11 protein-coding genes, 1 pseudogene and 2 other annotated features are annotated in these 13831 nt (G+C 34.8%); of the genes and pseudogenes, 3 read left to right on the forward strand and 9 right to left on the reverse strand.

The window, feature by feature from the left end; translation table 11 throughout:
- Positions 1-24: 24 nt before the first annotated feature.
- Both ACQKIH_RS13510 and ACQKIH_RS13515 read right to left on the reverse strand, forming a co-directional pair.
- Positions 25-594, reverse strand: coding sequence for an SF0329 family protein (locus tag ACQKIH_RS13510; RefSeq protein WP_427766808.1), 570 nt, complete (start codon positions 592-594; stop codon positions 25-27).
- A gap of 103 nt (positions 595-697) precedes the next feature.
- Positions 698-1912 carry an MFS transporter gene (locus tag ACQKIH_RS13515; RefSeq protein WP_427766811.1) on the reverse strand — a complete coding sequence of 405 codons (1215 nt, stop codon included), beginning with the start codon at positions 1910-1912 and terminating at the stop codon, positions 698-700.
- Between the two features lie 109 nt (positions 1913-2021).
- Here ACQKIH_RS13515 and ACQKIH_RS13520 point away from each other — a divergent pair, with 109 nt between their 5' ends.
- Positions 2022-2396, forward strand: coding sequence for a winged helix-turn-helix transcriptional regulator (locus ACQKIH_RS13520; protein WP_057982672.1), 375 nt, complete (start codon positions 2022-2024; stop codon positions 2394-2396).
- Positions 2397-2474: 78 nt separating this feature from the next.
- Here the strand turns inward: ACQKIH_RS13520 and ACQKIH_RS13525 are convergent, their stop codons facing one another.
- From ACQKIH_RS13525 to ACQKIH_RS13555, 7 genes and pseudogenes are all read right to left on the reverse strand, one after another.
- The gene (locus ACQKIH_RS13525) at positions 2475-3320 is read right to left on the reverse strand and encodes an aldo/keto reductase (protein ID WP_427766814.1); all 846 of its coding nucleotides are present in this window, start codon (positions 3318-3320) and stop codon (positions 2475-2477) included.
- A gap of 250 nt (positions 3321-3570) precedes the next feature.
- A complete protein-coding gene (locus ACQKIH_RS13530) occupies positions 3571-3831 on the reverse strand; it encodes a class I SAM-dependent methyltransferase (RefSeq protein WP_152982914.1) in 261 nt (86 codons plus the stop codon).
- Between the two features lie 721 nt (positions 3832-4552).
- Positions 4553-5866 carry a GHKL domain-containing protein gene (locus tag ACQKIH_RS13535; protein ID WP_427766817.1) on the reverse strand — a complete coding sequence of 438 codons (1314 nt, stop codon included), beginning with the start codon at positions 5864-5866 and terminating at the stop codon, positions 4553-4555.
- Between the two features lie 88 nt (positions 5867-5954).
- The gene (locus ACQKIH_RS13540) at positions 5955-6887 is read right to left on the reverse strand and encodes a hypothetical protein (protein ID WP_427766819.1); all 933 of its coding nucleotides are present in this window, start codon (positions 6885-6887) and stop codon (positions 5955-5957) included.
- Between the two features lie 143 nt (positions 6888-7030).
- Positions 7031-7597, reverse strand: a pseudogene (locus tag ACQKIH_RS13545) (SF0329 family protein).
- 724 nt (positions 7598-8321) lie between these two features.
- Positions 8322-9680 carry an amino acid permease gene (locus tag ACQKIH_RS13550; RefSeq protein ID WP_427766822.1) on the reverse strand — a complete coding sequence of 453 codons (1359 nt, stop codon included), beginning with the start codon at positions 9678-9680 and terminating at the stop codon, positions 8322-8324.
- Between the two features lie 92 nt (positions 9681-9772).
- Positions 9773-10006 (reverse strand) — a binding site (T-box leader).
- A gap of 75 nt (positions 10007-10081) precedes the next feature.
- Positions 10082-10316: a binding site (T-box leader), on the reverse strand.
- A gap of 87 nt (positions 10317-10403) precedes the next feature.
- Complete coding sequence (locus ACQKIH_RS13555) at positions 10404-10892, reverse strand: L,D-transpeptidase family protein (protein WP_427766915.1); 489 nt, start codon at positions 10890-10892, stop codon at positions 10404-10406.
- Positions 10893-11172: 280 nt separating this feature from the next.
- Between ACQKIH_RS13555 and ACQKIH_RS13560 the strand changes: the two genes are divergently transcribed.
- A complete protein-coding gene (locus tag ACQKIH_RS13560; protein ID WP_427766824.1) occupies positions 11173-12411 on the forward strand; it encodes a flavin monoamine oxidase family protein in 1239 nt (412 codons plus the stop codon).
- Between the two features lie 383 nt (positions 12412-12794).
- Entirely contained in the window at positions 12795-13775 is a 981-nt protein-coding gene (locus ACQKIH_RS13565) for an SDR family NAD(P)-dependent oxidoreductase (RefSeq protein WP_427766827.1), read from the forward strand.
- Positions 13776-13831 lie beyond the last annotated feature (56 nt).

Here is a 13831-nt window from a genome sequence, read left to right on the forward strand (position 1 = left end):
ATTTTTATAATGAGCTAGTTATTATCATAACGTACCCACCCGCAGTTCATAAAAATACTGCACAATCGGATGCTTTAACTTCATCTTCTCAGCCATGTTTAAAAGTCGCTTTTTTCCAACTCGTCTGTCCACTAAAGCGAGAATATTCAATAGGATATCATGGCTCTCTAAACTTTCTTCTATTGGAGTGGATAAAAACTTAGTCGCTACAACGATAAAATTTGATTTACTTAATGAGGACTGTGCTGAAAAAATTTCCTTTGCACATTCTGAAAGTTTTCTACTCCTCGCCATTACTTGTAGACGATCTTCCGGAACTACACCTTTTGTTTCTTTTCTTATCGCTTCAATTTCCTCATTGTTGATCGGAATTTGGATATTTGAATCGTTCTTAATTTCTTGCTCCGCCTGATACCATCTAATTTGGGTAGTTGTATCACGCATATTGAGGACATTCTTTTTATCTACCGCAATATAACAAAGTCCTGCTTTATCAGGTAAATAACGGTATCCAGTTGCGCGATATTCGACCTTGCCATTTAATGCAGGACTGAGAAAACTCTCTAAATTTTGCTTCAATTTACTCCAGCTCATGTCATTCTCCTTAATTGTTTCTAATAAGCGTACTAGTATCCATATTACAATACTTCATACACAATGACTTGTACTTTTTCTATGAAGGTCATTTACATCAATTTTAATTCGTTTTCGAAAATGTAGTGGTTGCTGCATTCTTTTTATTTTCATAAACTAACCATGCCAATGTAATACTTGCGGCAACCATCACCATTAAGAAGCCGTATAAAGGTGTATATTCCAATGATTTATGACGTACAATTAATCCTCCCACATACGATCCTATGAAAATTCCGACGTTGAATGCTGAAATATTTAAAGCTGAAGCCATGGCAGTAGCTGAAGGTACATATTTTTCAGAAAGCTGAACTGCATATAATTGTAAGCCAGGTACATTCATGAACATGAATAGGCCCATGAGCAAGACCATCATTAGCCCAATAATATGGGAATCAAATGCTAAATTAATGCCCAGCAGTGCTAAAGCTAGCCCTATAAAGCTAAAAACTAACGCTCGTAATGGATTACTATTTGCAAAATGGCCGCCTAATGTATTCCCAACTGCTACAAAAATACCGTATATAACTAAAATAACGACGATTGCTTGAGCTGAATAACCCATATGATTTTCTAAAATGGGCGATACATATGTGTAAACGACAAATACGCCTCCGTAACCGATCGCTGTGATGAATAGAATTAATAACATTCGTAAATTACTCAATACTTTGCCTATATCACGTAACGAAATTGGATTACTCTTTGGTAAATTATTTGGTACGAGTAATGCATTACTAATTAAACCAATTACACCGATTATTACGATGAAAATGAATGACATACGCCAGTCTGTTACTTGGCCTATGAAAGTCCCGAGTGGAACCCCCGTCACAGTTGCTAAAGTCAAACCTGTAAACATAAATGCAATCGCACTTGCTCGTCTATCAGGTGCTACGACATCAGCCGCAATGACTGCTGCAATGGACATAAATACACCATGTGCTAAAGCTGAGATAATACGCCCAATTAGTAGTAACGAGAATGTAGGTGCAAGTGCAACCCATAGATTACCCACTATAAATATGACCATCACGAGCAATAGAACTTTCTTTCGGTCAAGTCGAGACGTTAATACCGTTAAAATTGGCGCCCCGATCGTTACACCTAGCGCATAAATAGATACGGTTAAGCCAGCAGTACTTAATGATATACCGAAGTCGTTTGTTATGAGTGGAAGTAGCCCCACGCTAATAAATTCTGTAGAACCGATACCAAAGGCACTGATCGCTAGTGCAAGAAGTGTTAGTTTGGCATTTGGTATGGATGATTGTTTCATTGTAATGATTACTCCTTTGATTTTATTGTAGGATGTAGTATTATTCATACATGTTAAAAATGTACGTAGCGTATTTTTAGTTACTTTTGAATACTACAGGGGGTTCACGATGCAAAAAATATATAATATTGGTGTTGAAGCGACACTTGAAGTAATTGGCGGTAAATGGAAGCCTATTATTCTCTGTCACCTTAATCACCATGGTCAAATACGTACGAACGAATTTCGTCGATTAATTCCAGGTATTTCACAAAAAATGTTGACGAATCAATTACGAGAGTTGGAACAATGTGGATTAATCAATCGCAAAGTGTTCAATCAAGTACCACCAAAAGTTGAATATTCCTTAACACCGTATGGACATAAGATGGAACCCGTGCTTAACTTACTTTGTACTTGGGGTGAAAATCATATCGAAAAGTTAATCGAGAATGGTGAAGACGTTGTTCTCATGCAACGTGATGAAGACATTGCTATGATGTAAAATAGAGAAAGCCTTTAGGATAAAACCTAAAGGCTCTTTCTATTTACACTTAGTTTTTCTAATCAATATAAAGTTGGATTATAGTACAAAGTCAAATTCTGCTGGGTCTGGACCTACACGTTTTTCTAAGTTCATCGCATTAATTATTTGTAGCTCTTCCTCAGTAAGGCTGAAATCAAAGATGCTCGCATTTTGAACCATACGCTCTTTGCTTACTGTTTTAGGTATTGTTACAACACCATTTTGGATATCCCAACGTAAAATAACTTGTGAAATTGATTTGCCATATTTTTTTGCAATTTCCGCAATTGTTGAATCTTCAAGAAGTCCACCTTGCATTAATGGCGCCCAAGCTTCTAGTTGGATATTGTGCTCTTTACAAAATGCTCGTAATTCCACTTGTTGTAAACGTGGGTGGAATTCTACCTGGTTAATAACTGGTGTTACACGGGCTGTTTTTAATAAGTCTTGTAAGTGAGAAATATTGAAGTTACATACGCCGATTGCTTTGATCTTGCCCGCTTTGTATAGATCCTCTAGCGCTGTCCAAGATTCTGCATATTTATTTTTGCCTGGCCAGTGAATTAAGTATAAATCCAAGTACTCTAATCCTAGTTTTTGTAGGCTTTCTTCATAAGCAGCTACTGTTTCGTCATAGCTTAAACCCGCATTCCATACTTTAGATGTAATAAATAAATCCTCACGTTTTAAATTCATAGAAGCAAGTGCTTGTTTAATCCCCTCACCCACACCCGCTTCATTACCATAAATAGCGGCTGTATCAATACTACGGTAGCCAACCTCAATCGCATTTTTGACGATTTCTGCTGTTGCGTCGTTTGCTACTTGGAATACACCAAGGCCCATCCCTGGCATGTTAATTCCATTATTTAATTTAATTGTATCTTGTAAACTAGTTATCATTTTTTCGTCCCCCATTTGAGTTGTTATATCGTTGCTTTTTTATTATGTAGCATTGTACGCATAAATATAAGTACGCACTTTTAGGTTTCATAGAAACGTCCAGGTTCCTATAGTGTAGTATCAACCGTTTTAGGGGTAAAGTTTTTTTTTAGGATGGGGTAGAATCGTTTTGGAAGTCGGTAGATTTAAAGTAATTGGCTAGGTCCTACCTTAGTAGAACCCGTTTTTTATTTATCTTTAAACAGTTTTTTCACCAATTAATGCCCCCAGTCTCCTTCGCAAATCCCCATAAACTACCAATAAAATAAATTAAATTATTCTGTATGTTCAAATCCTCAAAATCAGTGTTCAAAAAGGTTAAATGCCCATGTGTAAGGCGATTTATTGCTGCAGTAATCATATTTAAAGAAATACCAATTCCTGTTACATGGTTCGCACCATGATCAATACAATATGCTGCAAAATCCCCCATACAACACCCAATATCCAATATCCAATATCCAATATCCAATATCCAATACTACTCTACCTTCAAAATTTGTAATAAGAGTAAAAAAATAGGTTGTTTAAGTAAGTTATTTTCACGTTATCGTATTGCCTCATATTGTCGAAAATACTTATTGTTATGATATATATTCTGTTTCATATGTTCCTCTATTCATCTTAACGTTATGATCTATTTGCTCCCTTTCATTTTTACATAGCACTTAAAATGTAAATAGATTTATAATTCAACTTTTGATGGGATGTAGATAGAGGCATCTCTTCTTTTAAATATTTGTTAAAACACCACTACCTTCATCATTTGATGTGGTAAAGTTATCTTGTCTAATTATCGCTTTTCGTTAGTTCACTATACTCACCATACAATCTGATTGATTCGCCTATTTCAAATGCGATGCAATGTCGGCTGCCTTTTCATCAGAGGTTAACATTTTGTCTTTAATGGCAAGGGCAGTTACAAATCCGTCTAGATTAATTTTTGATTAAATACGACCGCCTTTTTTAACGAAGGAAAAAAGCCCATGATTTCTCATGAGCTTTAACTATTACTCTACTATTATCCGGTCTCCCACTATCAAGTCTCATACATTCAATGTGAACATTTTGTAGCCCTTACCTCAAACATTAATTAAAGCATTGGGATTTAAGTTCTCTCCATCATGTGTATTTTGCCCAACAAGCTTCACATATCACTTTCTCGCTGCTTTTAAAAAGTTTACAGCTCTCCCTCAGTTTCTCTTGAGCGGAATTTTTACAATAGCCGTCGTCTCTAAATCATTGGTTGAATTAATATTAATTTCCCCATTATATTTATCCACAACTTCTCTCACGATAAATAACCCTTGCCCTCGTATTTTCCCTTGCTCTGCTCTTTTTGTTGAATACCCTTGTTTAAAAATTTGGTCTTTTTCTATAATCTTCGGTCCTGTATTCATAATCTTAAATACATAGTGTGTATTATCTGCTGTACAGCATATCGTTATTTTCCGTTCTCCTTCAGGTAATTCAATTGTTGCATCAATAGCATTATCGATTAAATTCGATAATATTTTGATTAAATCAGTTGTTTTTATTTTATAGAATGTATCTTGGGAAATTGTAAAATTCATATCTATAAGATAATTTTGTGCGGCAAGTTTCTTTGTTTGCAATAATATAGACAGACCAGGATGATCTATACTTAATTTTAGTGATTCAACCGTATGAACTTCTTTTGATAAAGATGCTAAATATTCTTGCGCTTGCCCGGATTCACCCAATTGAAGCAGTCCATGTAAAACTTGAATATGATTGGTATAATCATGTCTTAGAGAGGAGACCGAGGTGATTAATGTTTTAATTTCTGCTTGGTAAATATCTTCGGTGACACCTACTTCCTTCGCCACTTCTTTTTGATACCATCTTTGTAAAAAGAAAAAGGAACCTATAACAACCAAAATAACTACACCATTAAAGACAAAAAGTAGGAAATTACTTTCTATGACTTTGCCTTTGATTTCACTTAGTGTATCGGCACCAATATCAATACCTACGAATCCAATCACCTTCCCTGTTTCATCCTTTATAGGTGCTCCAACAGAAAGATATGAACCAAATTTGGGATCTTCAATTACATCCGTTACATATGTATTGCCTTCATAGGCTCTTTTGACCTGAGCTTCGGGTACTGTACAAACATCTCCAATGTTATATAGGTCATTTAATCCCTCGGGTACTCCAGCAACCATTGCTTTCGATACTTTAGCGTTATCAATTTCCAATGTATATACAAATAAAGCACCCATTTTTTCTCTTGCATCATTTAAATGGTCACTAATTTCCCAATAATTCTCATCTTTAACCTTAGTATTTAAGAACTTTTGGTAGGTATCTATATCAATTGTTGATGCAATAGCAATTGCTGCTTCAAGACTTTGGTTTGCAATTGACTCTTCAACCGTTTTTTTCATCTTCACATAAGAGGCAAAAATATTTAAACTTGTAAACGAAAATAATAAGAACGTAGATAATATTAAAATAAATTTTATTTTATGATTTTTCATTCAAAATTGAACTTCCTTATCTTTATTAAAAGTTGGTTAATGACATATATCAACCGAGTCCCATATACAATTATACTTCAATGTATTTTTATCTATTTGGGAAAGTAACTCCGCTAACATAATACTTCTCAAAATAGTTCTTTAAACGATTCTCATTAATTCCATGCTCTCCTCGCCATGCAGCTAGTGGAAGGATAATATCGGAACGTGGCGAGCCTTTTATCTTCTCATAAAGTTTCATTCGTTCAACTGGATCAACTAATTTATCTACCATTGGCGGATAAAAATCATTTGGCATAATGCCAAGTTCAGCTAAGGTTAATACCTGTCCCCGAACAGCATACTTATTAAATTTAGCAAATATCTTTGCTGATTTAATTCGCTGTTCTAACTTTCCTAGCGTTTCTCCTTGTGGGGCATTTCTGATTACATCTATTAACTTTCTAAAGATTACTAGATCTTCTTCTGTTGGGGTTGGGACGTCTAATTGCGAAAATTCCTTCAAATCAATCAACATCATTTCAACACACTCATTCCATGACCCCCCATAATAGCTACTAAATAACGTGTCTCCTACGTTTATGTATTTTTCCTTTTTAATACTGCAATTTTCGCAGTTCCCTGTATTGCCTTGATAGGGATGATTTTTACACTGATTCGCATAAAGATAACTTAATATTGGTTGTCTTCCTCTTGGAAAACTCGTCATGCCAGCAACATATGCTTGAAGTACTTTATCCATTGTCACACTGGAACTCTTTATTAACCCCTTCATTTCATCCATAATTTTATCATGAGTATAATGCACAACCTCATTTAATGGATAAGAACTTTCTTCCAAAAAAATTTTTTCTTCATTTTTTAAATTCTCGGTTGAAAAAATATAAACAGCTCTTTCATTATCCCATACATCTCCATGATCTATTTCACGATAATAACCTTTTTCATCTTTTTCATATTTCTTTTTGTTATAAACTTTTTTTAAAATTTTAAGTAGTTTATCATTCATTTGAAAGTTCATCGATTATTACCTCCATTATTATTAATTGAGCATAATCCGACACATTGTGGGGACCACTAATTTAGCCATATGTTAGAATTTTTTCTTTCAATATATAGTTCAATAATAATACTAACATCAAAATGACAATGAGTTAGTAATTATCATAACGTATTCACCCGTAGTTCATAAAATATTGCACAATTTGTTGCTTTAATTTCATCTTCTCGCCTCAATATAAAATTCATTTTTTCCAAATCGTATATGCACCAAGGCTAGAATATTTAATAGGATATCATGGCTCTCTAAATTTTCTTCTATTGGAGTGGACAATAACTTAGTCGCTACTACGATAAAATTTGATTTATTTGATGAAGACTGTGCTGAAATAATTTCCTAAGCACATTCTTAAAGCTCTCTACTCCTAGTCATTACTAGTAGACGATCTTCCGTAACTCCCCCTTTTGTTTCTATTCTTATCACTTCAAATTCCTCATTGTTGATCAGAAATTGGATAGTTGAATCATTCTTAATTTCTTGCTCCGTCTGATACCATCCTATTTGAATAATTGTAGCACGCATATTGAGGATATGCTTTTTATCTATCGCAATATAACAAAGTCTTGCTTTATCAGGTAAATAATAATAGATTGTTGAACGTTATTCGACCCTACCATTTAATGTAGGACTGAGAAAACTCTCTAATTTTTGCTTCAATTACTCCAGGTCATGTAACTCTCCTTATTTTCATATAAAAAATAATTATTGTGATAGATGTTCTATTATCAATCATACAATAATCAACTCATCAACTATACTAAATACGATCGCTTAAATGGTATACCTAATTCCGACAATTCACTACATGCACTTACTCACAATAAATTTGAACCCTTAGTAATACCCATTCCTTGTATTAAAAACAAGGAGGTAAGTAGATGAAAAATACAGTAGGAGTTATGCTCATTTGCTTGAGTATTATGATTGGATTTAGTAGTGTAGTTAACATTTTTCCTAATGTAATTTTTTCCTTGGTTTTATTGGTGTACCTCTCTATATACTTGGACACCTTTTACGAACTAATCGATATTTGGTGAAATTAAATTGGGTACGATGGATGTGCGCCTATCGATTTATCATCCTTCTTTTCTCAGATTTATATGTAGAAACTGAATAAACTGGTAAACGAGTAAAAGAAATTGTGGCGGGAACCTTTTGATTTGTTTTGTGAGGTTAAATAAGCGTTATTTTGATCGCCTTACCATAACCTCTAAAACGAATAAAGAAAGTTTAAATTAGTTTATTGAACTGATAAAAGCATTGTTTGAAAAAAAGATTGAAAGCAAAATAATATTATTTTGCTTTCAATCTTTTTGTGTTAAATAAAAGTCCCTCGGTTAATTACATTACGTCATAATCTTTCTTCTTCAAAAAAAATAGTTTTTTGATAATTTTTTATTTCTCTCCCTCTACATGGAAACGGCCACTAAATACATAAGTTAACGTGATAAAAATATAAATAACTAATGTTATGCCTGTTACGATAATCGACGTTGTGAAAATAATCCCAATAAGAATTGCACTTAAAGCAATAATTGCAAACCACGTTGTATAAGGGAACCATTTCACTGCATAAGCACTTGTTTTTTGGGGCTGTATTTTACGTGATTTCACATGGGCAACTGCAATGATTAACCAAATAAATAATACTGTATAGCCTAGTGAACCCATTAGGAACTCAAACGTTTTTTCTCCCGCAAATAACGAAATAATTACACCTGTATACATCGCTACTGTACACATTAATATCGCATACACTGGGACTTTCTTGTTCGATAATTTTGCAAAAATTTTAGGTATACGCCCGTCCATCGCTTGTGTAAACAACACGCGTGATGAACCATATAAACCTGAGTTCATCGATGAAACAATTGCAAGGATGACCACTGCATTCATAATATGGTCCGCGCCCGGGATCCCAATCATTTTAAATACCATAACAAACGGACTTTCTGGTACACCGTTTACTTCATTCCAAGGAATTAAACTAACGATAATAAAGAATGGTAGTAAATAAAATGTAATAATACGGATTAATGTACTGCGAACAGCTTTTGGAACTGCTTTTTCAGGATTTTTTGTTTCAGCTAATGTAATACCGATAATTTCAGTGCCACCATAAGAATAAATTACGACAAGCATTGCTGCAATTAAGCCTGCTGGTCCATTCGGTAAAAATCCACCGTGATCTGTTAAGTTCGAAAAACCAACCGCTGTATGATTACCAAATGTGACAAGTAATAATACTAGCCCAGCAATGATGAACACGACAATTACGGAAATCTTAATTAACGCAAGCCAAAATTCCGTTTCTGCAAAAACTTTTACGGATAATAAATTTACGGCTGTAACTAACACGGAAACTGATAGGGCAAGTATCCAAATCGGATATTCAGGTAACCAGTATTGAATGAAAATTGCTGCAACGACCGATTCGGCTGCAATATTTAAAACCCACATTTTCCAATAGATCCAATCTAAAAAATAAGCGGGATATTTTCCTAGAATTGATTGTACTAAATCTCTAAATGTTCTTGCTTCGCTATTGCGAACTGCCATTTCTGCTAAACCTTGCATAACAAATAATAGAATAATACCGCCTAATAAATATGCAATAAGTACCGCTGGACCGGCCAAATCAATGGCTGAACTGCTCCCTTTAAATAATCCTGCACCAATGGCACCACCTAACGCCATCATCGTAATATGGCGCGTAGTCATTGTTCTCTGTAATTTCTTGCTGCTGTTTTCCATGTTCTTTCCTCCTAAAATCAACTATGCCTAACTCGTAATATCCGCCTGAAAATAAAAAAGGCATATCGTCTCTTCCATCATTATCTAATGAAAAAAGAGACGATATGCCTTTAGCAAACCGCGGTACCACTCTAATTGGTCCTTTATGAACCCTACTTAAAACCTTGTAACGAAGGTTAATCGTTAAAGTAAATAAAATTGGTAAGCCATTCTATTTCCTTTACCACTCCTAGGTAAGTTCAAAGTATTATTGGGCTGCGTTGCACCAACCCGCAGCTCTCTTAACCAAATAATGGACTTTTACTACTCCTACTCATTGTGTTTATATATCATATTTTAGTTGTCTTCTTCTGCTGAAAATCAAAAAAGGCATATCGTCTCTTCCATCATTATCTAATGAAAAAAGAGACGATATGCCTTTAGCAAACCGCGGTACCACTCTAATTGGTCCTTTACGAACCCTACTTAAAAACCTGATAACGAAGGTTAATCGTTAAAGCAAATAAAATCGGCAAGCCATTCTATTTACTTTACCACTCCTAGGTAAGTTCAAAGTATTATTGGACTGCGTTGCACCGACCCGCAGCTCTCTTAACCAAATAATGTACTTTTACTACTCCTATTCATTGCGTTTGCTAAAATAGTATTTTATATGTTTTATCTAATATCCATCACTATACGGACCTGTTATCATTTTGTCAACACTTTATTTTACAATAACTTTTAAGGATGGATGATAACTTGTGTCCCTATAGGAACCGTGCGAGCTAATTCTTCCACATCTTCATTATGCATACGAATACAGCCGTGAGATACTGCGTGACCGATGGAGCTAGGATTATTTGTTCCGTGAATACCGTAGTGTTCTTTCGATAAACTCATCCACATCGTACCGAATGGACCACCAGGATTTGGCTGCTTGTTGACAATGATATAATTGCCTAATGGCGTTTCAGTTAGCATTTTTCCAACGGCAATATGATATTGCTTTTGCAGCACCCCATTTTTAAATAAACGTAACCATCGATTATTGACAGAAATTTCAATTTGAAAAGGCGTCGTATCCGGAAAACCAGGTATGATTATTTGCTGACCAATATAGAGTACGTCGGGATTGATCCCTTGATTGGCTTGAATGATTGCCGCTAAAGGAGTTCGAAAATCTCTCGCTATTTGCGACAATGTATCTCCAGCTCTCACCGTATAAATCAATAAAATCAGCTCCAAAATCTAAAGTTGTTACCGTATATTATGCAAAGGTTGAAGGATGATTTAACGGTTTACATAAGTAGTTGAAATTATAAGCTTTGAACATGAGAATTAATTGATTTTTTTGTGTACTGAAAATCCACCCAAACCAGCCTATATATTTAAGTGTATTTGAGCAAAATAAAATAGCAATTCAACTGTAACAAACATTTGGTTTCACCTTTACAGAAAAATTAAATGAAAATGGAAAAAAGTAAGATTTATCTATACGGAGGTTTATAAGATGCAAAAACAAGTCATTATTATCGGTGCTGGTTTAGCTGGCTTAAGTGCTGCTAAAAAATTGAAAGAACAAAACATTCCATTTGTATTATTAGAAGCGACTGAACGCGTTGGGGGAAAGATTGATTCCGTCACACATGACAATGGACATTATTTTGAATTAGGTCCCCAATTTTTTAATGATGATATGCATGCTTTTAATCAGTTATTAAGCGATGCACACATTACCGTTGTAGAAACGGCACTAGACAGCGAATCAATAGAAGTGGACGATTATCGGAAACTGGACGTTAGCCCGATATTTCAAAAACTTCACACTACCGGAGATGTTCCGTTAGCAGAGGATGTTCCGCTACAAACCTTATATGAAAAGGTTATAACGAATGAGCAGGAGCGTCATATTGTAGAAAGTTATTTTTGTGAAATTTTAAATATCCAACCTTCACAAGTAAGTGCAATCGCATCCATTGCAAGTAATAAACGTTATATATCAGAGCAAAATGATTTACTCCTTCAAGGGGCAAAACCATTTAAAATGCTAACGCAATATCTCGCTTCCCTTTTTCAAGAAGAGCTTTTTACTAATCATCCCGTTACAGCTATTCGCAAGATGAATGATGGCTATGAGGTTCATACAAAGAAGCAAGTGTTTCATGCGAATGCGGTAATTATAGCGGTACCTCCAACAATCGCAAGTCAAATTCAATTTAGTGACTCGTTGGTTACGCACTTTATGCCCGCTCTCCGAAGCTATTTGGACGGAGCGATAATCAAAATAACATGGCTTTATCCTCGAAAATTTTGGCAGGATAAACAGCTACTTCATGGAATTATTTATACAAGTGTACCCGGAGTTTCGGTAGTGGATTCATCAAAAAAACAAGAGGATGCACGTTTAACGATGTTTATCGGAGCACAGATTGCACAAGAATTTGATAAAGTAGATGCAACAATCCGCCTACAAAAAGCTACTGCATTACTGAAGCAATATTTCGGGGAAATCGCAAATAACTATATGGACGTTCAAGAAAGTGTTTGGGTAAACCATCCTTATTGTGGCGGCGGATATAGTGCGAAAGTGAAATTTTGTGGACTCATCGATGCACCTGAAATATTAAGAACACCACATGAAAATGTTGTTTTCGCTAGTAGTGAAGTAGCCCTTAAATTCCCTAATTTTATGGAAGGTGCTATTCAAGCTGGATACACTGCAGTGGACGAATTAAAATTAAAAAAATAAGTTAATCCCATTATCAGAAGGAACACGCACCTATTTTTTCAAGCTAGCGCGTATTCCTTTTTGATTTGCGAATGAATATAATGTGCTTTATATAGATCTGATAATGAAAATAAACCCATACGAAATATGAGCAGGAAGTACGAACATTGTTATAGAACAAATGAAGAAGGTTCAAATGCAATATCTTTTTACTGATGAAGAATTAAAGATGTTTTTTTCAAAATGGTCTTTCTGTTATGGTAGCGAATACACTACTCCTAGTGGATTTTGATGATGAAATGTTAACCGAGATTTTTGACAGCGCAGTAGAGGATGCGATCACTGCTGCTCGTTTAAGAAAGTAAGGCTAGTTGGCATACTTAACATTTAGGGGGTAACGTTTTATGAAAAAAAGAAATGTTATTATTACAGGTGCCAATTCTGGAATAGGTAAAGCCGCAACACTTAAATTTGCCACAGAGGGATACAACGTTATAATGGCTTGTAGGGATTTGGAGTTTAGTAGAACCGTTCAAAAAGAAATAGTTGAACTATCCCAAAATAAGAATATCGATTTAATCCAAGTAGATATGTCTTCGTTAAATTCTATCCATACATTTTGCTCCGAATACAAAAGTAAATATGATAAAGTGGACATTTTAATCCATAACGCTGCTTATATAAATCATGGTGAAAAATATCAACTTAGCCCAGATAATATTGAACTGACTTTTGCTACGAATGTATTTGGTCCTTTTTTGATGACAACATTATTATTGGATCACATAAAAAAATCTGATGACCCTAGAATTCTTCATGCAAGTAGTAATATCATTAAACATTTCTTTGACCCGAAAACAAAAATAATTTTTGATAACCTACAAGGTGAATTCAAGGGTAGTAGGCCCCATAGCGTGTATAAAATGTATTGCCAATCGAAAATGGCATTCGTTATACTCACATTTAAAATGGCTGAGATGTATAAAGATAATGGAATTAAAGTAAATGCATTGCAAATCAATGGGGCAAAAATGTCAAAGCGAACATTAAAAAAAGTTAAACCTTGGTGGCGACCAATCGCGTGGGGACAAAACATATTCTTTCCACCAACTTCGTATATGGCAAATAACTATTTTGAAATATGCACCTCTAATACATTTCACCATGTAAGTGGTAAGCTTATTAACGATAAATTGGAAATTATGCAAGTAACACCAAATGAATATCCCAGTCTTTTCGAACAAGTAAAACGAGTGCTCGGTTCCAGTGTTTATCCCACATATGCTGATAATAATGAAGTTATGGAGCAACTATGGGCGTTAAGTGCTGAGTTAACTAAATGCCACTCCGCCTATACACTCACTAAAAATCTCACCGGTTTCTAATACGGGTACTAAATGAAACACGCACCTTTTAAAAATCACAATGCATTCTCAGGTAA

The organism is Solibacillus cecembensis (assembly GCF_050272495.1).
GTDB lineage: Bacteria > Bacillota > Bacilli > Bacillales_A > Planococcaceae > Solibacillus > Solibacillus cecembensis.